Origin of the sequence: Pseudomonas sp. LW8 (assembly GCF_041956865.1) — a bacterium.
Taxonomy (GTDB): domain Bacteria; phylum Pseudomonadota; class Gammaproteobacteria; order Pseudomonadales; family Pseudomonadaceae; genus Aquipseudomonas; species Aquipseudomonas siliginis.
Genome location: NZ_CP168138.1, coordinates 5,240,992 through 5,259,894, shown reverse-complemented (window position 1 = coordinate 5,259,894; position 18,903 = coordinate 5,240,992). Strand labels below are relative to the sequence as shown.

Sequence of the window (18,903 nt, the reverse complement as noted above, 5' to 3'; positions counted from 1 at the left end):
GCGGGATTTTCGTGCTTTCTGTAGGCCTTGGTGTAGTCCTATTCTGAAAATGCAGGTCTGCGACGCGCAGCCGCTGGGTTGCATTCCCGTGCTGAGCATGGGAATGCAACTAGGGAGGGGAATCAGGCCGACATGACCTCGCGAATATCGCGCGCCAGTTCGCGCACGCGTTCTTCTTCGGTGTCCCAGGAGCACATGAAACGTGCGCCGCCCTTGCCGATGAAGGTATAGAAACGCCAGTTCTTTGCAGTCAACGCAGCGATGGCCGGTTCCGAGAGTTGCAGGAACACTCCATTGGCCTGCACCGGGAACATCAGTTCGACGCCGGGGATGTCGCTGACCAGTTCTGCCAGCAGTTGCGCGCAGTGGTTGGCGTGGCGGGCGTATTTGAGCCAGGCGTCATTTTCCAGAATGCCGACCCACGGTGCCGACAGAAAGCGCATCTTCGACGCCAGTTGCCCGGCCTGCTTGCAGCGGTAGTCGAAGTCTTCGGCCAGTTTGTGGTTGAAGAACAGGATCGCTTCACCCACCGCCATGCCGTTTTTCGTGCCGCCGAAGCACAGCACATCAACGCCGGCTTTCCAGGTCAGATCGGCGGGCGAGCAGCCGAGGAATGCGCAGGCGTTGGAGAACCGCGCGCCGTCCATGTGCAGGTGCAGGCCCAGTTCTTTGCAGGTGGCGCTGATGGCGCGGACTTCTTCCGGGGTGTAGACACTGCCGACTTCGGTGGCTTGAGTCAGGGTCACCACGCGCGGTTTCGGGTAATGGATGTCCTGACGCTTGAGCGCGACTTCACGGATCGATTGCGGGGTGATCTTGCCGTTTTCAGTGCCGGCGATCAGCAGCTTCGAGCCGTTGGAGAAGAATTCCGGAGCGCCGCATTCGTCGGTTTCGACGTGGGCGGTTTCCGAGCAGATCACGCTGTGGTAACTCTGGCACAGCGACGACAGGGCCAGCGAGTTGGCGGCGGTGCCGTTGAAGGCGAAGAACACTTCGCAGTCGGTTTCGAAAAGTTTGCGGAAATGATCGGCCGCGCGGGCGGTCCATTCATCGTCGCCATAAGCGCGCTGGTGGCCGTGGTTGGCCTGTTCCATGGCAGCCCAGGCTTCCGGGCAGATCCCGGAATAGTTGTCGCTGGCGAATTGTTGGCTCTTGTCGGTCATGGCCGGCTTCCGTAATCGAGACTCTTGTGAAGGCTCGTGGTCAATGAGGATGCGCACTTTACCGAAGATCTTCCGGGGAGCACATGCGATGTCGGGTGGGGAAAATTACCAGTTTATGGGCCGATTATGCACCTGAGCCAACGCGACGGCGCCCTGGATCTGCTCAAGTGGCTGGCGTTGCTGAGCATGTTGCTTGATCACCTGCGATATGTCGGCTTCTCCGCCGATTGTTTGTATGTGCCCGGGCGATTGGCGTTTCCATGGTTTTGCCTGGCGATGGCGGCGAATCTGGCACGAGACGGTTCGCGCAAGATGGAATGGCGCTATCTGGGCTGGCTGTTGTTGTTCAGCGCCATCAGCGAAATCCCTTATCGCTTTTATATCCCCGACCCTGACACGTTCAACGTGATGCCGACGCTGGCGCTGGGCCTGCTGGTGGCGCGCGGCTGGCAGGATTCAGCCTCGGTGGCGCGATTGCTCGCACTGGCCGCGCTGGTGGTTGCGGCGGTTTTTTCAGAACGACTGATGTTCGGTTTCTTCGGCGTATTGTTGCCGTTGGCGATGCTGCTGGTGTTCCGCCGACCCTGGTATTTCAGCCTGTTGCCGGGGCTGGTGTGTCTGGCGGCGAACCAATGGCAGGTGCTGCTCGAATCGGCGCGGTTCGGCAACAGCGTGGCGATTCTTGGTCTGGCGACGTGTCTGTTTGCGCCGATGCTGGGAATGTTCTTGTTGCGACATGGGCGACATCTGCAGCCACCACCGATGCGGCGCTGGGCCTATGCGCTGTATCCCGCGCATTTCTTCCTGCTGCTTGCCATCCGCCAAATCATCGCCTGACCCCTGTGGGAGCGAGCCTGCTCGCGAAAGCGGTCTGCCAGCCAACTTCTATGTCGGATGTGCCGGCCTCTTCGCGAGCAGGCTCGCTCCCACAGGGGATCTGCGGCGTTTCGAAGAGGTCATTTCCAGCCATGTCGTAAACGCACCTTTGCGTGGCGTCCGCAGGCATTTGAGCTGTCTGTGCCGGTCATACCATCGCATCAAAGGGCACTGCCATCATTGCCAGTGCCTTACCGAGACGAATGGCGCACAGATGCCGCTGGGAGAGACGCGATGTTCAGCAAGCAAGACCAGATCCAGGGTTACGACGATGCACTGCTGGCGGCGATGAATGCCGAGGAGCAACGTCAGGAAGATCACATCGAGCTGATCGCGTCGGAGAACTACACCAGCAAGCGCGTCATGCAGGCGCAAGGCAGCGGCCTGACCAACAAATACGCCGAAGGCTATCCGGGCAAGCGCTACTACGGCGGCTGCGAGCATGTGGATAAAGTCGAAGCGCTGGCCATCGAACGCGCCAAGCAACTGTTCGGTGCCGACTATGCCAACGTCCAGCCGCACTCCGGCTCCTCGGCCAACAGCGCCGTGTACCTGGCGCTGATCCAGCCGGGTGACACCATCCTCGGCATGAGCCTGGCCCACGGCGGTCACCTGACCCACGGCGCGAAAGTGTCGTCCTCGGGCAAGCTCTACAACGCTGTGCAGTACGGCATCAACACCGACACCGGGCTGATCGACTACGACGAAGTCGAGCGTCTGGCGGTCGAGTGCAAACCGAAAATGATCGTTGCCGGTTTCTCCGCTTACTCAAAGACTCTGGACTTCCCGCGCTTCCGTCAGATCGCCGACAAGGTCGGTGCGCTGCTGTTCGTCGACATGGCCCACGTCGCCGGTCTGGTTGCTGCCGGCCTGTACCCGAACCCGCTGCCGTACGCCGATGTGGTCACCACCACCACGCACAAGACCCTGCGCGGTCCGCGTGGCGGGCTGATCCTGGCCAAGTCCAACGAAGAGATCGAGAAGAAGCTCAACGCCGCCGTTTTCCCCGGCGCCCAGGGCGGTCCGCTGATGCACGTCATCGCCGGTAAAGCGGTGTGCTTCAAGGAAGCGCTGGAACCTGGCTTCAAGGCTTATCAGCAACAAGTGATCGACAACGCCCAGGCGATGGCCAGCGTGTTCATCAAGCGTGGCTACGATGTTGTGTCCGGCGGTACCGACAACCACTTGTTCCTGGTCAGCCTGATCCGTCAGGGCCTGACCGGCAAGGACGCCGATGCCGCGCTGGGCCGTGCCCACATCACGGTGAACAAGAACGCCGTGCCGAACGACCCGCAGTCGCCGTTCGTGACCTCGGGCCTGCGCATCGGCACCCCGGCGGTGACCACGCGCGGCTTCAAGGTCAGCCAGTGCGAAACCCTCGCCGGCTGGATCTGCGACATCCTCGACAACCTCGGCGACGCCGATGTCGAGGCCAATGTCGCCCAGCAGGTCTCGGCCCTGTGCGCAGACTTCCCGGTTTATCGCTGAGTCGGTTTTGGAGTAATGACTATGCAACGCTATTCCGGCTTCGGCCTGTTCAAACACTCGCTCAGCCACCACGAAAACTGGCAGCGCATGTGGCGCACGCCCACCCCGAAAAAAGTCTACGACGTGGTCATCGTCGGCGGCGGCGGGCACGGCCTGGCGACGGCCTACTATCTGGCCAAGGAGCACGGCATCACCAATGTCGCCGTGGTCGAGAAGGGCTGGCTGGGCGGCGGTAACACCGCGCGCAACACCACCATCGTGCGCTCCAACTACCTGTGGGACGAGTCGGCGCACCTCTACGAACACGCGATGAAATTGTGGGAAGGCCTGTCGCAGGATCTCAACTACAACGTGATGTTCTCCCAGCGTGGCGTCTACAACCTGTGCCACACCCTGCAGGACATCCGTGATTCCGAGCGTCGGGTCAGCGCCAACCGCCTCAACGGCGTCGACGGCGAATTGCTCGACGCCAAGCAGGTTGCGGACGAGATTCCGTACCTGGACTGCTCGAAAAACACCCGCTACCCGATCATGGGCGCGACCGTGCAGCGTCGCGGCGGCGTCGCCCGTCACGATGCCGTGGCCTGGGGCTTTGCCCGTGCCGCCGATGCCTTGGGCGTGGACCTGATCCAGCAGACCGAAGTGATCGGTTTCCGCAAGGAAAACGGCGTGTGCATCGGCGTCGAAACCAACAAGGGTTTTATCGGCGCCAAGCGCGTCGGCGTGGTGACGGCCGGTAACTCCGGGCACATGGCCAAGCTTGCCGGTTTCCGCCTGCCGATCGAATCCCACCCGCTGCAAGCGCTGGTGTCCGAGCCGATCAAGCCGATTATCGACAGCGTGATCATGTCCAACGCCGTACACGGTTACATCAGCCAGTCCGACAAGGGCGACCTGGTGATCGGCGCCGGTATCGACGGTTACAACGGCTACGGCCAGCGTGGTTCGTACCCGGTGATCGAACACACCATTCAGGCCATCGTCGAGATGTTCCCGGTGTTGTCCCGCGTACGCATGAACCGCCAGTGGGGCGGCATCGTCGACACCACCCCGGACGCTTGCCCGATCATTTCCAAGACTCCGGTACCAAACATGTTCTTCAACTGCGGTTGGGGCACCGGCGGTTTCAAAGCCACACCTGGCTCGGGCAACGTGTTTGCCGCGAGTCTGGCCAAGGGTGAAATGCACCCATTGGCTGCACCTTTCTCCATCGACCGTTTCCACAACGGTGCGTTGATCGATGAACACGGCGCTGCTGCGGTTGCCCACTAACAGGAGAAATCCCTATGTTGCATATCTTCTGTCCTCACTGCGGCGAACTGCGCTCTGAAGAGGAATTCCACGCATCCGGTCAGGCGCACATCCCGCGTCCGCTGGATCCGAACGCCTGCACCGATGAAGAGTGGGGCGACTACATGTTCTTCCGCGATAACCCGCGCGGTCTGCACCACGAGTTGTGGGACCACGTTGCCGGTTGCCGCCAGTACTTCAACGTCACTCGCGATACCGTGACCTACGAGATTCTCGAGAGCTACAAGATCGGCGAGAAGCCGCAATTCACCGACAAGGCTGGCGCTGCGAAAACAGCCACGACGGCGCTGGGAGAGAAGGTATGAGCCAGACCAATCGCCTGTCCAACGGTGGACGGATCGACCGCAACAAAGTGCTGAGCTTCACCTTCAACGGCCAGACCTACAAAGGCTACGAAGGCGACTCGCTGGCCGCCGCACTGATCGCCAACGGCGTCGACATCATCGGCCGCAGCTTCAAGTATTCGCGCCCTCGCGGCATCTTCGCTGCCGGTTCCGAAGAGCCGAACGCGGTGCTGCAGATCGGTGCCACCGAAGCCACGCAGATTCCCAACGTGCGCGCCACGCAACAGGCGTTGTATCAGGGCCTGGTCGCCACCAGCACCAATGGCTGGCCGAGCGTCAACAACGACATGATGGGGATTCTCGGCAAGGTCGGCGGCAAGCTGATGCCGCCGGGTTTCTACTACAAAACCTTCATGTACCCGCAATCGTTCTGGATGACTTACGAGAAGTACATCCGCAAGGCTGCCGGCCTCGGCCGTTCGCCGACCGAGAACGATCCGGACACCTACGACTACATGAACCAGCACTGCGACGTGCTGATCGTCGGCGCTGGCCCGGCCGGTCTCGCCGCTGCCCTGGCCGCTGCGCGCAGTGGTGCCCGCGTGATTCTGGCCGATGAGCAGGAAGAGTTCGGTGGCAGCCTGCTTGATTCCCGCGAAAGCCTCGACGGCAAACCGGCGATGGAATGGGTCGCCAGTGTCATCGCTGAATTGAAGAACACCCCGGACGTGCTGTTGTTGCCGCGCGCCACGGTCAACGGTTACCACGACCACAACTTCCTGACCATTCACGAACGCCTCACCGATCACCTCGGTGACCGCGCGCCGATCGGACAGGTGCGGCAGCGCATCCACCGTGTCCGCGCCAAGCGCGTGGTGTTGGCGACCGGTGCCCACGAGCGTCCGCTGGTGTACGGCAACAACGACGTGCCGGGCAACATGCTAGCCGGCGCGGTGTCGACCTACGTGCGTCGTTATGGCGTAGCGCCGGGCAAAAAACTGGTGCTGTCGACCAACAACGATCACGCCTATCGCGTCGCTCTGGATTGGCTCGATGCCAGTCTGCAAGTGGTCGCCATCGCTGATGCCCGCAGCAATCCGCGCGGTGCATTGGTCGAAGAAGCGCGCGCCAAAGGCATTCGCATCCTCACCGGCAGCGCCGTCATCGAAGTGCGTGGCAGCAAGCGTGTGACCGCTGCCCGCGTCGCCGCGATTGACGTAAAGGCCCACGCCGTGACCAGTCCGGGCGAATGGCTCGACTGCGACCTGGTGGCCAGCTCCGGCGGTTACAGCCCCGTGGTTCACCTGGCTTCGCACCTCGGTGGCAAACCGGTCTGGCGCGAAGACATTCTCGGTTTCGTACCGGGCGAAGCACCGCAGAAGCGCGTGTGCGTCGGTGGCATCAATGGCGTCTACGCGCTCGGCGATTCGCTGGCCGACGGTTTTGAAGGTGGCGTGCGCGCTGCTGCCGAAGCCGGTTTCCAGACCGTCGAAGGCGTGTTGCCGAAAGCCCTGAGCCGTCTCGAAGAGCCGACCCTGGCGCTGTTCCAGGTGCCGCACGAGAAGAACTCGGCGCGTGCACCGAAGCAATTCGTCGACTTCCAGAACGATGTCACCGCCGGTGGTATCGAATTGGCGACCCGTGAAGGTTTCGAGTCGGTCGAGCACGTCAAACGCTACACCGCGCTGGGCTTCGGCACCGATCAGGGCAAGCTCGGCAACGTCAACGGTCTGGCCATTGCCGCCCGTTCGCTGAACGTGACCATCCCGCAGATGGGCACCACCATGTTCCGTCCGAACTACACGCCGGTGACCTTCGGCGCCGTGGCCGGTCGACACTGCGGGCACATCTTCGAACCGGTGCGCTACACCGCGCTGCATGCCTGGCATGTGAAGAACGGCGCCGAGTTTGAAGACGTCGGTCAGTGGAAGCGTCCCTGGTACTTCCCGAAAAACGGTGAAGACCTGCACGCGGCGGTCAAGCGCGAATGCAAAGCCGTGCGCGACAGCGTTGGCCTGCTCGATGCTTCGACCCTCGGCAAGATCGACATTCAAGGCCCGGATGCCCGCGAGTTTCTCAACCGCGTGTACACCAACGCCTGGACCAAGCTCGACGTGGGCAAGGCTCGCTATGGTTTGATGTGCAAGGAAGACGGCATGGTCTTCGACGACGGTGTGACGGCTTGCCTGGCCGACAACCATTTCGTCATGACCACCACCACCGGCGGCGCGGCTCGCGTGCTGCAATGGCTGGAGCTGTACCACCAGACCGAATGGCCGGATATGAAGGTGTACTTCACCTCCGTTACCGATCACTGGGCGACCATGACCCTGTCCGGGCCGAACAGCCGCAAGCTGCTCAGCGCCGTGACCGACATCGATCTGAGCAACGAAGCGTTCCCGTTCATGACCTGGAAAGAAGGTCTGGTCGGCGACGTGCCGGCGCGGGTGTTCCGTATCTCGTTCACTGGTGAGCTGTCGTACGAAGTCAACGTGCAGGCCGATTATGCGATGGGCGTGCTGGAGAAAATCGTCGAGGCCGGCAAGCAGTACAACCTGACGCCGTACGGCACCGAAACCATGCACGTGCTGCGGGCCGAGAAGGGCTTCATCATCGTCGGCCAGGACACCGACGGCTCGATGACCCCGGACGACCTGAACATGGGCTGGTGTGTCGGTCGCACCAAACCGTTCTCGTGGATCGGCCAGCGCGGCATGAACCGCGAAGATTGCGTGAAAGACCAGCGCAAGCAACTGGTGGGCCTCAAGCCGATCGATCCGACCAAATGGCTGCCGGAAGGTGCGCAGCTGGTGTTCAACACCAAACAGGCGATCCCGATGACCATGGTCGGCCACGTGACCTCCAGCTACGCGCACAACTCCCTCGGTTATTCGTTTGCCATGGGTGTGGTCAAGGGCGGTCTCAAGCGCATGGGCGAGCGGGTGTTCGCACCGCTGGCCGATGGCAGCGTGATCGAGGCGGAGATTGTTTCTTCGGTGTTCTTCGATCCGAAGGGTGATCGCCAGAACATCTGACAACCTCGGGAGCGGTGGGCGGGCGGCTATTCGCGAGCAGGCTCGCTCCCACATTCGATCGCGTTCCCCTGTGGGAGCGAGCCTGCTCGCGAAGGCGGCGGCACAGCAACCACAGGAACCAACAGAATTCAGAAGGTGCTTTATGACCACAGCCAATGTTTACCAGCAACGCCCGACCACCGGCGCCCGTGCCGAGTCGTCGCTGCACCATGCCGACCTCGCCAGCCTGGTCGGCAAGGGCCGCAAGAACGCCGGCGTGATCGTGCGGGAAAAGAAACTCCTCGGCCACCTGACTATTCGTGGCGATGGCCACGATGCCGCATTCGCTGCCGGTGTGCACAAGGCGCTTGGCATTGAATTGCCCGGTGCGCTGAGCGTAATCGTCAAAGGCGAAACCAGCCTGCAATGGATGGGTCCGGACGAATGGCTGCTGATCGTGCCAAGCGGTGAAGAGTTCGCCGCCGAGCAGAAACTGCGCGAAGCGCTGGGCGATCTGCACATTGCCATCGTCAACGTCAGCGGCGGCCAGCAGATTCTCGAATTAAGCGGCCCGAACGTGCGTCAGGTGCTGATGAAATCCACCAGCTATGACGTGCACCCGAACAACTTTCCGGTCGGCAAAGCGGTGGGCACGGTGTTCGCCAAATCGCAGCTGATGATTCGTCATACCGCCGAAGACACCTGGGAACTGCTGATCCGTCGCAGCTTCTCGGATTACTGGTGGTTGTGGTTGCAGGATGCTTCGGCCGAGTACGGCCTCAGCGTTCAGGCCTGACACTGAATGGCCAGTGCCTGCATTTGTGGTGAGGGGATTTATCCCCGTTGGGTGGCGAAGCCGCCCCAAAACCAATCACCTCGGTTCATCAGGTAGATCGAATTCACAGGTTTTGCGACTGCTTCGCAGCCGAACGGTGATAAATCCCCTCACCACAAAAGCCGTGCAGCGCAGGTCAGCCTGGTTCAGAGTTCACTTTGCTCACCGTTGTTGTAACAGGAGTCACCGCACCATGAGCCGCGCCCCAGACACATGGATTCTGACCGCCGACTGTCCCAGCGTCCTCGGCACGGTGGACGCGGTCACGCGTTTTCTGTTCGAGCAGGGCTGTTATGTCACCGAGCACCATTCGTTCGATGACCGCCTCTCCGGGCGTTTCTTCATTCGCGTGGAATTCCGTCAGCCCGACGGCTTCGACGAACAATCCTTCCGCGCCGGGCTGGCCGAGCGCGGGCAGGCGTTCGGCATGCTCTTCGAACTGACCGCACCGAACTACCGGCCGAAAGTGGTGATCATGGTCTCCAAGGCCGATCACTGCCTCAACGACTTGCTCTATCGCCAGCGCATCGGCCAGTTGTCGATGGACGTCGCGGCGGTGGTGTCCAACCATCCGGATCTCAAGCCGTTGGCCGACTGGCACCAGATTCCCTACTACCATTTCCCTCTCGACCCCAATGACAAGCCGGCGCAGGAGCGTCAGGTCTGGCAGGTGATCGAAGAAGCCGGCGCCGAACTGGTGATCCTCGCCCGCTACATGCAGGTGCTATCGCCGGAGCTGTGCCGCAAGCTCGACGGCAAGGCGATCAACATTCATCACTCGCTGTTGCCGGGCTTCAAGGGCGCCAAGCCTTATCACCAGGCTTACAACAAGGGCGTGAAACTGGTGGGCGCGACGGCGCATTACATCAACAACGACCTCGACGAGGGGCCGATCATCGCCCAGGGCGTCGAGGCGGTGGATCACAGTCATTACCCCGAGGATCTGATTGCCAAAGGGCGGGATATCGAAGGCCTGACCTTGGCGCGGGCGGTTGGGTATCACATCGAAAGACGAGTTTTTTTGAACGCCAACAGAACCGTCGTTCTCTAGATCGCTTTCGCGAGCAGGCTCGCTCCCACAGGGTATGCATTCCAATGTGGGAGCGAGCCTGCTCGCGAAGGGGCCGTAACAAACAACGCAAGACCAACAAGCAATACCCGAGCACTCAACGCGCTGCCCAACCGGGGCAACGCAGTTCCATAAAAACAACAGCGAGGTGAAAGCATGTCTGGCAATCGTGGTGTGGTGTATCTCGGCGCTGGCAAGGTCGAAGTACAGAAAATCGACTACCCGAAAATGCAGGACCCGCGCGGTCGCAAGATCGAGCACGGGGTCATTCTCAAAGTGGTCTCGACCAATATCTGCGGCTCCGACCAGCACATGGTGCGCGGCCGGACCACGGCGCAGACCGGTCTGGTGCTGGGTCACGAAATCACCGGCGAGGTGATCGAAAAGGGCTCCGACGTCGAAAACCTGAAGATCGGCGATCTGGTCTCTGTTCCGTTCAACGTAGCTTGCGGGCGCTGCCGTTCCTGCAAGGAGCAACACACCGGCGTCTGCCTGACCGTCAACCCGGCCCGTGCCGGCGGCGCATACGGTTACGTCGACATGGGCGACTGGACCGGTGGCCAGGCTGAATACGTGCTAGTGCCGTACGCCGACTTCAACCTGCTGAAACTGCCGGATCGCGACAAGGCCATGGAGAAAATCCGCGACCTGACCTGCCTCTCCGACATCCTCCCGACCGGCTATCACGGCGCGGTTACTGCCGGCGTCGGTCCGGGCAGCAGCGTTTACATCGCCGGCGCCGGTCCGGTCGGCCTGGCCGCTGCCGCTTCCGCACGTTTGCTCGGTGCGGCGGTGGTGATTGTCGGCGACGTCAACACCATCCGCCTGGCCCACGCCAAGGCCCAGGGCTTTGAGGTCGTCGACCTGTCCAAAGACACCCCGCTGCACGAACAGATCGCCGCGCTGCTGGGCGAGCCGGAAGTCGATTGCGCGGTGGACTGCGTTGGCTTTGAAGCACGCGGCCACGGCCACGACGGCGTCAAGGCCGAAGCCCCGGCCACGGTGCTCAACTCACTGATGGGCGTGGTGCGCGTTGCCGGCAAGATCGGTATCCCCGGCCTGTACGTCACCGAAGATCCGGGCGCCGTCGACGCTGCCGCGAAAATGGGCAGCCTGAGCATCCGCTTCGGCCTGGGCTGGGCCAAATCCCACAGCTTCCACACCGGCCAGACTCCAGTGATGAAGTACAACCGCCAGTTGATGCAGGCGATCATGTGGGACCGCATCAACATTGCCGAAGTGGTCGGCGTGCAAGTGATCAGCCTCGATCAGGCGCCGGAAGGTTACGGCGAGTTCGATGCGGGTGTGCCGAAGAAGTTTGTGATTGATCCGCATAAGTTGTTCAGTGCGGCGTAAGTTCTACCCATGTAAGAAGGGCAGCCGATCGGGCTGCCCTTTTTTGTTCTGAACACGACCAGTTATTTAAAGGCGCATTTGCGGGCGTCACCATCCTTGGTTGCACACTCATCACCGTTCCAATTGCTACCGGTGGCTTGAACCGGAGTGTCGTTTCTGTAGCCAGCCGAGACGCCAAGGTCTGCCTCACCTTCGTATCGGCAGATGACAACTGAATTGGCAGTGTCTTTATCTTTAAGTCGGGCAGAAGTGAAGGTGACATCTTCGGCGCCTTGCGCATGAGTCACTGATATCGTTGGGCAGGTTGCAGCATAGGCAGTACTCATCATGGTCAGACCAAGCAGGGTGCCAGTGACAATTTTCAACTTCATCTTTTCGTACTCCGTTACGTAATTGGAGTGGAGATATTCACTTGCATCGTTATGACTGCCAACTGTCAGATCTGACAGTTGGTTAGTTCCAATCGAAATAAATAGTCGGGTTTTCAGTGTGAAGTCGAATAGTGAAGTGGCTATTCAACGATTGAACAATTCATTTTGGTGAGTGCGTAGAGAAGGGGATGCGCCGCGAGGAACATGCCGCCCAATACCCGGTCAAACCGGCAGTTTCGTCGCCGTTGTCCGGTGGCAGCTTTTTCCCAAGAGGATGTCTGAATGAAGATTTCACGCGGTTTTGCCCTGGCATCGCTCCTGACTCTGGCCGCCGGGCCGGTGTTTGCCGGTTTCAGTTTGAACGACGTGGCCGGTGCGGTAGCGGGGATGCAGGGTGGTGACAAGGCGGCTGCTGCTGCGCCGACCTCGGAGACCGCTGGTTTGTTGAGTGCTCTGAGTGCGCTGGACGTCACGCCGGAGCAGGCCGTTGGCGGTACCAGTGCGATGCTCGGGCTGGCGAAGAATCAGTTGAGCAGCACCGACTATTCGCAACTGGCCAAGGAAGTGCCGGGCATCGACAAGTTGTCCGGTGGCAGCGGCAATCTGGCGGCGCTGGGCGCGTTGCTCGGTTCGTCCGGCAAGTCCGCTGGCCTTGAGAATGCGCTGGGCAATGTCAAAGACAGCAACGACCTGAACAACGCGTTCAGCGCGCTGGGCATGGACAGCGGCATGATCGGCCAGTTTGCCCCGGTGCTGCTGCAATACCTCGGTCAGCAGGGCGTCGGCGGTTCGCTGTTGAGCAGCCTGGGCAGCATCTGGGGTGTCGGCACGGGCACCTGAGTCAGCGGCGCTCGTTGCGCAGCTCGACGATGCGCTGATCCTTTTCGGTCCAGAGCTGGTTGACCCAGTTCTGGACGTGTTGGCGAAAGGCCGGATCTTTCTCGTAATCGCCCTGCCACAGCGTCGGGTCGAGTTCGCGGGTCCTGATGTCGATGATCACTCGCGGCACGTTGCCGCTGATCAGGTCCCAGAAGCCCGGGATTTTTTCCTGCGGATACACCACCGTCACATCGAGCATCGCATCGAGTTGTTCACCCATCGCCGCCAGCACGAACGCCACGCCGCCGGCCTTGGGTTTGAGCAAGTGGTTGAACGGTGATTCCTGCTGGGTGCTTTTCGCCAGGGTGTAGCGCGTGCCTTCCAGATAATTCACCACCGTCACCGGCTGGCGCTTGAACAGCTCGCACGCCGCTTTGGTGATTTCCAGATCCTTGCCCGCCAGCTCGGGGTTCTTTGCCAGAAAGGCTTTGGTGTAGCGCTTCATGAACGGGTAATCCAGCGCCCACCACGCCAAGCCGAGGAACGGCACCCAGATCAGCTCTTTCTTCAGGAAGAACTTGAAGAACGGCGTGCGTCGGTTGAGGGTCTGGATCAGTGCTGGAATGTCGACCCACGATTGATGGTTGCTGACCACCAGATAGGACGTGTCGCGGCGCAGATCGTCGCCGCCGCGAATGTCCCATTGCGTCGGGATGCACAGCCGGAAGATCAGCTTGTCGATCTCGGCCCAGGTCTCGGCAATCCACATCACCGCCCCCGATGCGTAATCCCGCCAGCGCCCGGGTGCGACCAGTTTGAGCAGGGCAAACACCATCAATGGCCCGATCAGGACCAGGGTGTTGAGCAACAGCAGCAGGGTGACGAAACAGCCGGTGAGCAGGCGGCGCATAAGCAACTCTATGAAGTGGCAGGGGCGAGCCATGATAAGCAGCTTCGCGCGACAGGCCAAATCGGCGCTGACGAATGTTTCACTTTTCGCCGGGTATGCTTCGCTCAAGATTGGATCTGAATGCACTGGCCTCTTCGCGAGCAGGCTCGCTCCCACAGGGCAATGCATTTCAATGTGGGAGCGAGCCTGCTCGCGAAGGGGGCCGAGAAGCGAACGAATAACTTGGTGCGTGTCTAAAATCCCAGTTTGCCGCCCTCAATTTCCAAGGAAGCCCCTTACGTGAAATCCCTCCTTGCTCTGTTTGCCCTCGTCGCGCTTCCGGTCATGGCCGCCGAGCCGACGCTGTACGGTCGCTACGAATACATCGCGCTGCCGGAAATCGGTGGCGAAGTGCTCAAGGCCAAGATGGACACCGGCGCGCTGACCGCCTCGCTGTCGGCCAAGGACATCGAGACCTTCACCCGTGATGGCGACGACTGGGTGCGTTTCCGCCTCGCCACCAAGGACGCCAGCAACAAGGTTTTCGAGCACAAGGTCGCGCGGATCAGCAAGATCAAAAGCCGTTCCGACGAGGACGATGAAGAGCGCGACAGCAGCGATGTCGCCAAGCGCCCGGTGGTCGATCTGGAACTGTGCCTGGGCAACGTCAAGCGCACCGTCGAGGTCAATCTGACCGACCGCAGCCACTTCAACTATCCGCTGCTGATCGGCGCCAAGGCTTTGCGTGAGTTCGGCGCGGCGGTCAACCCGGCACGGCGTTACACCGCCGACAAGCCTGACTGCTAAGTGGTCTGATTGACGTAACCCCGGGCTTGGGGCACCGTTCGCGCACTAACTGCCACGGGCTCGGACGCCATGCCGCACATCCTGATTGTCGAAGACGAAGCGGCGATTGCCGACACACTGATTTTTGCCTTGCAGGGCGAGGGGTTCAGCACCACGTGGCTGAACCTCGGCGCGGCGGCGCTGGAGCATCAGCGGCAAACCCCGTCCGACCTGATCATTCTCGATATCGGTCTGCCGGACATCAGTGGCTTCGAGACCTGCAAGCAATTGCGGCGCTTCACGGAAGTGCCGGTGCTGTTTCTCAGCGCCCGCGACGCCGAGATCGACCGCGTGGTGGGTCTGGAGATCGGTGCCGACGATTACGTGGTCAAGCCGTTCAGCCCGCGTGAAGTGGCAGCGCGGGTCAAAGCCATCCTCAAACGCATGGCGCCGCGCGCAACCCTGGAAGCAGGCTCAACGCTGTTTCGCATCGATGCCGAACGCGTACAGATCAGCTATCGCGGCCAGCCGCTGAGCCTGACCCGCCATGAATTCCGCTTGTTGCAATGCTTGCTCGAACAACCCGAGCGGGTGTTCAGCCGCGAGCAATTGCTCGATGCGCTGGGCGTAGCGGCCGATGCCGGTTACGAGCGCAGCATCGACAGCCACATCAAAAGCCTGCGCGCCAAGTTGCGCCTGGTGCGCGCCGAGGCCGAGCCGATCCAGACCCATCGCGGCCTCGGTTACAGCTACAGCCCGGGGCACAGCTGATGTCGCTGGGGCTGCGGATCTTTCTGGTGTACGTGCTGTTTGTCGGCCTGACCGGTTATTTCGTCCTCAACACGGTCATGGAAGAAATCCGCCCCGGCGTGCGTCAGTCCACCGAAGAGACGCTGGTGGACACTGCCAACCTGATGGCAGAAATCCTGCGCGACGATTTCAAGGCCGGCACCCTCAGCGAGAACCGCTGGCCGCAATTGCTCCGCGCCTATGGCGAGCGCCAACCGCAAGCGACCATCTGGGGCTTGCCGAAAAATCAGGTCAACCACCGCATCTACGTCACCGACGCCAAGGGCATCGTCGTGCTCGACTCCAGCGGCGTCGCGGTCGGCCAGGATTATTCGCGCTGGAACGACGTCTACCTGACCCTGCGTGGCGAGTACGGCGCGCGCTCCAGCCGCAGTGTTCCTGACGATCCGAGCTCGTCGGTGATGCACGTCGGTGCGCCGATCCGCGACAACGGCAGGATCATCGGCGTGGTCACCGTGGCCAAGCCCAACAGTTCGTTGCAACCCTACGTCGATCGCACCGAGCGGCGTTTGCTGTTTTACGGCGCCGGACTGATCGGCCTCGGTCTGCTGTTCGGTGCACTGTTGTCGTGGTGGCTGAGCCGTGCGCTACATCGTTTGACCGGTTATGCCCAAGCGGTCAGCGAAGGCCGGCGCGTGGAAGTGCCGCATTATCGCGGCGGCGAACTGGAGCAACTGGCGACTGCGGTCGAGCAGATGCGCACGCAGCTCGAAGGCAAGGCCTACGTCGAGCGTTATGTGCACACCCTGACCCATGAATTGAAAAGTCCGCTGGCGGCGATCCGGGGTGCGGCGGAGTTGCTGCAAAGCGATATGCCACCCGTCCAGCGTTTGCGCTTTGTCAGCAACATCGACAGCGAAAGCGCGCGGATGCAGCAGTTGATCGAGCGCCTGCTCAACCTGGCGCAGGTCGAACAGCGCCAAGGGCTGGAAGAACGGGTGGCAGTACCGCTGGCGCTGTTGGTCGCAGAACTGCTCCAGGCGCAGGCCGCGCGGATCGAGGGCAAACAACTGCGCGTCGAGCAAGCGATCGGCGAGGATCTGCTGTTGATTGGCGAGCCGTTTCTGCTGCGCCAAGCGTTGGGCAATCTGCTGGAAAACGCCTTGGATTTCACACCGGCGCAGGGGCTGTTGCGCTTGAGCGCCGAGCGGGTTGGCGAGCAGATCGAGTTCCGCCTGTTCAACCAGACCACGCCGATTCCCGATTACGCCCTGCCGCGTCTGACCGAACGCTTCTACTCGTTGCCGCGCCCGGACAGCGGACGCAAGAGCACCGGGCTGGGGCTGAACTTCGTTGAAGAAGTGGTCAAGTTGCATGGCGGGGTGATGCGCATTGGCAATGTCGAGGGCGGGGTTGAGGTGGTATTGCGCTTGCCGTGAAACCCAGTTGCTGCCTTCGCGAGCAGGCTCGCTCCCACAGGAGAATGCATTCTCCACACAATCTCCATATTCCCCCCACACTCCCACCACAGCGCATCCCCAGACTCTTCCCATCCAAACAGGGAGAGTCCCATGAACAAGAATCTGACCATCAAGCTCGGCGCGATTGCCTTGTTGATCCTGCTGTTGCTGATACCGCTGTTGATGATCGACGGCATCATCGACGAACGTCAGCAACTGCGCGACGGTGTGCTCGAAGACATCGCGCGCAGCTCCAGTTACAGCCAGCAGCTGACCGGGCCGGTGATGGTAGTGCCGTATCGCAAGGTGGTGCGCACCTGGAAAACCAACGAGAAAACCAACAAGCGCTACGAGGAGATCGGCGAAGCGCGCGGGCGTTTGTACTTTCTGCCGGAGCGCTTCGAGCTCGACGGGCAAGTACAAACCGAACTGCGCAAACGCGGTATTTACGAGGCGCGGCTGTTCCACGCCGACAATCGTATCGACGGGCATTTTTCCCTGCCGGCGCAGTTGGGCATCAAGGAAAATTTTGCCGATTACCAATTCGACGCGCCGTTCCTCGCCGTCGGTATCAGCGATATTCGCGGCATCGAGAACGCGCTGAAACTCGAGCTCGGCGGCCAGCAACTGGACTTCGTGCCAGGCAGCGAAGTGGCCTGGATCGGCGAGGGTGTACACGTCACTCTGCCGGCGCTGGACGCCAGCAAAGCCACGCAATTGACCTTCGGTTTCGACCTGCGTCTGCAAGGCACCGGCTCGCTGCGTGTGGTGCCGGTGGGCAAGACCAGCAGCGTCAGCCTCGCCGCCAATTGGCCGCACCCCAGCTTCGTCGGCAACTTCCTGCCGGCCAAGCGCGAGATCAACGATCAGGGTTTCAGTGCCGACTGGCAGACCTCGTTTTTCTCCACCAACCTGCAAGAGGCAATGGAGCGCTGCGTCGCTGGTGACTGTGATGCACTCAACGGGCGCAGCTTCGGCGTGAGCTTCATCGATCCTGTGGATCAGTACCTGAAGAGCGACCGGGCGATCAAATACGCGCTGCTGTTTATCGTTCTGACCTTCGCCGGTTTCTTCCTCTTCGAAGTGCTCAAGAGCCTGGCGGTGCACCCGGTGCAATATGCCTTGGTCGGTGTCGCGCTGGCGTTCTTTTACCTGCTGCTGTTGTCGCTGTCGGAACACATCGGGTTTGCGCTGGCGTATCTGTTGTCGGCGAGTGGCTGCGTGTTGCTGATCGGCTTCTATGTCAGCCATGTCTTGCGCAGCGCGCGGCATGGCTTGAGTTTTTCGGCCGGGCTGGCGGCGCTGTATGGCTTGCTGTACGGCTTGCTCAGCGCCGAGGATTACGCGCTGTTGATGGGCTCGCTGATGCTGTTCGGTCTGCTCGGGGTGTTCATGGTGCTGACGCGCAAACTGGACTGGTACGGGATTGGTTTGAAGCCGGCCAAGCCGCTGGAATTTGATGTGGAGGCGATGCAATGAGCGGGTTGAGGGCTGAGCGCAGGGAAGTGGCGGTTCTGCTGACGCTGATTGTTGCAGCGCTGCCGCCGGAACCGAGGTGGTGCCATCGCTGGCAAGCCAGCTCCCACAGGATATATGCCGACACACAGGTCAGCGGTCTGTCCCGATTCAATGTGGGAGCTGGCTTGCCAGCGATGGGGGCAGATCAGGCGCCGCAGAATCAGGGCTGGGGCATTGTCGCCACCATGGACGGTCGCTGACTCACTTCAAAATACCAGTTGGCCAGTTGCGGATTGGCTGCACGCCAGTCCATGTCCGGGAAGCGCAGATCCAGATAGCCCAGTGCGCAGGCCACGCTGATCGCCGCGACATCGAAATGGCTGGTCAGCTCGGCAATCGCTTCGTTCTCGAGCACGGCGAGGGCGCGGCGGATCTTGTCGCGCTGGGCGTCGAGCCATTCGTCCCAGTGTTTTTCCACCGGGCGCAGGACAGTTTCATAACGCACCATCACCGAGGCATCCATGATCCCGTCAGCCATCGACGCCAGGGTCAGGCGCCGCCAGCGCGCCGCACCTTCACGGGGGATCAGCGGATTGCCGACGTGCTGCTGATCGAGGTATTCGAGGATGACGCGGCTGTCATGGATGACATTGCCATCGGCCAGACGCAGGGCAGGGATCTTGCTCAGCGGGTTGTCGGCAATCAGCGCCGGGTTCGGGCTGACCGGGCTGAGCACGCAGTCCTGCAGCGCGACACGATCCTGCTGACCGGTTTCGTGCAGCAGCACCATGACTTTGCGGACAAAGGGCGACAGGGTGTTGTGGTACAGGGTCATGCTGGGGGCGGACATGGGCAAGGTCTCGATCAGGACAATGATCGGGCAGCATAGCCTGCTCGCGTCCGGCGCAGAACCCATGTGGGAGCGAGCCTGCTCGCGAAGGCGTCGTGACAGTCGACTTTGATGTTGAATGTCC

17 protein-coding genes are annotated in these 18,903 nt (G+C 61.2%); 13 read left to right on the top strand and 4 right to left on the bottom strand.

The genetic code is table 11. The features are described 5' to 3' along the window. Positions 1-122: 122 nt before the first annotated feature. Complete coding sequence (locus AB9L16_RS23855; RefSeq protein ID WP_016772826.1) at positions 123-1,163, bottom strand: low specificity L-threonine aldolase; 1,041 nt, start codon at positions 1,161-1,163, stop codon at positions 123-125. Between the two features lie 126 nt (positions 1,164-1,289). On the opposite strand from AB9L16_RS23855, the gene AB9L16_RS23850 reads away from it, so the two are divergent. The 8 genes from AB9L16_RS23850 to fdhA all read left to right on the top strand — a co-directional run bounded on the left by AB9L16_RS23850 (position 1,290) and on the right by fdhA (position 11,396). Next, positions 1,290-2,000, top strand: coding sequence for a TraX family protein (locus tag AB9L16_RS23850; protein ID WP_375122792.1), 711 nt, complete (start codon positions 1,290-1,292; stop codon positions 1,998-2,000). Positions 2,001-2,273: 273 nt separating this feature from the next. Continuing rightward, positions 2,274-3,527: a serine hydroxymethyltransferase gene (glyA, locus tag AB9L16_RS23845; protein ID WP_024014589.1), complete on the top strand. Its 1,254-nt coding sequence runs from the start codon at positions 2,274-2,276 to the stop codon at positions 3,525-3,527. Between the two features lie 21 nt (positions 3,528-3,548). Next, positions 3,549-4,799 carry a sarcosine oxidase subunit beta gene (locus AB9L16_RS23840; protein WP_016772829.1) on the top strand — a complete coding sequence of 417 codons (1,251 nt, stop codon included), beginning with the start codon at positions 3,549-3,551 and terminating at the stop codon, positions 4,797-4,799. A 14-nt stretch (positions 4,800-4,813) separates the two neighbouring features. Next, a complete protein-coding gene (locus AB9L16_RS23835; protein WP_041476749.1) occupies positions 4,814-5,143 on the top strand; it encodes a sarcosine oxidase subunit delta in 330 nt (109 codons plus the stop codon). Beyond that, the gene (locus tag AB9L16_RS23830) at positions 5,140-8,157 is read left to right on the top strand and encodes a sarcosine oxidase subunit alpha (RefSeq protein WP_041476748.1); all 3,018 of its coding nucleotides are present in this window, start codon (positions 5,140-5,142) and stop codon (positions 8,155-8,157) included. Before AB9L16_RS23835 ends, AB9L16_RS23830 begins: the two co-directional genes overlap by 4 nt. Positions 8,158-8,299: 142 nt before the next feature. Further along, on the top strand, positions 8,300-8,932 hold the full coding sequence (locus AB9L16_RS23825; protein WP_016772832.1) for a sarcosine oxidase subunit gamma: 633 nt from the start codon (positions 8,300-8,302) through the stop codon (positions 8,930-8,932). Positions 8,933-9,164: 232 nt separating this feature from the next. Further along, the gene (gene purU / locus AB9L16_RS23820) at positions 9,165-10,022 is read left to right on the top strand and encodes a formyltetrahydrofolate deformylase (protein ID WP_039757644.1); all 858 of its coding nucleotides are present in this window, start codon (positions 9,165-9,167) and stop codon (positions 10,020-10,022) included. A 174-nt stretch (positions 10,023-10,196) separates the two neighbouring features. Next, entirely contained in the window at positions 10,197-11,396 is a 1,200-nt protein-coding gene (fdhA, locus tag AB9L16_RS23815) for a formaldehyde dehydrogenase, glutathione-independent (protein WP_016772834.1), read from the top strand. Between the two features lie 62 nt (positions 11,397-11,458). Here the strand turns inward: fdhA and AB9L16_RS23810 are convergent, their stop codons facing one another. Beyond that, on the bottom strand, positions 11,459-11,767 hold the full coding sequence (locus AB9L16_RS23810) for a hypothetical protein (protein WP_110646294.1): 309 nt from the start codon (positions 11,765-11,767) through the stop codon (positions 11,459-11,461). 282 nt (positions 11,768-12,049) lie between these two features. Here AB9L16_RS23810 and AB9L16_RS23805 point away from each other — a divergent pair, with 282 nt between their 5' ends. Then, positions 12,050-12,607 carry a DUF2780 domain-containing protein gene (locus AB9L16_RS23805; RefSeq protein ID WP_041476745.1) on the top strand — a complete coding sequence of 186 codons (558 nt, stop codon included), beginning with the start codon at positions 12,050-12,052 and terminating at the stop codon, positions 12,605-12,607. A 1-nt stretch (position 12,608) separates the two neighbouring features. On the opposite strand, the gene AB9L16_RS23800 is transcribed toward AB9L16_RS23805, so the two are convergent. Continuing rightward, positions 12,609-13,496: an acyltransferase gene (locus AB9L16_RS23800; RefSeq protein WP_375122791.1), complete on the bottom strand. Its 888-nt coding sequence runs from the start codon at positions 13,494-13,496 to the stop codon at positions 12,609-12,611. 279 nt (positions 13,497-13,775) lie between these two features. Between AB9L16_RS23800 and AB9L16_RS23795 the strand changes: the two genes are divergently transcribed. From AB9L16_RS23795 to creD, 4 genes are all read left to right on the top strand, one after another. Next, a complete protein-coding gene (locus AB9L16_RS23795; protein ID WP_041476742.1) occupies positions 13,776-14,282 on the top strand; it encodes an ATP-dependent zinc protease in 507 nt (168 codons plus the stop codon). 69 nt (positions 14,283-14,351) lie between these two features. Then, positions 14,352-15,032 (top strand): two-component system response regulator CreB, encoded by a 681-nt coding sequence (creB, locus tag AB9L16_RS23790; protein ID WP_252877021.1) that lies wholly within the window; start codon positions 14,352-14,354, stop codon positions 15,030-15,032. Beyond that, positions 15,032-16,450, top strand: a complete 1,419-nt coding sequence (gene creC, locus AB9L16_RS23785) for a two-component system sensor histidine kinase CreC (protein WP_375122790.1) — start codon at positions 15,032-15,034, stop codon at positions 16,448-16,450. The genes creB and creC overlap by 1 nt, the downstream gene beginning before the upstream one ends. Before the next feature lie 132 nt (positions 16,451-16,582). Continuing rightward, entirely contained in the window at positions 16,583-17,950 is a 1,368-nt protein-coding gene (gene creD / locus AB9L16_RS23780; protein ID WP_252884935.1) for a cell envelope integrity protein CreD, read from the top strand. Between the two features lie 199 nt (positions 17,951-18,149). Here the strand turns inward: creD and AB9L16_RS23775 are convergent, their stop codons facing one another. Next, on the bottom strand, positions 18,150-18,779 hold the full coding sequence (locus AB9L16_RS23775; protein ID WP_305381652.1) for a glutathione S-transferase: 630 nt from the start codon (positions 18,777-18,779) through the stop codon (positions 18,150-18,152). Positions 18,780-18,903: the final 124 nt, after the last annotated feature.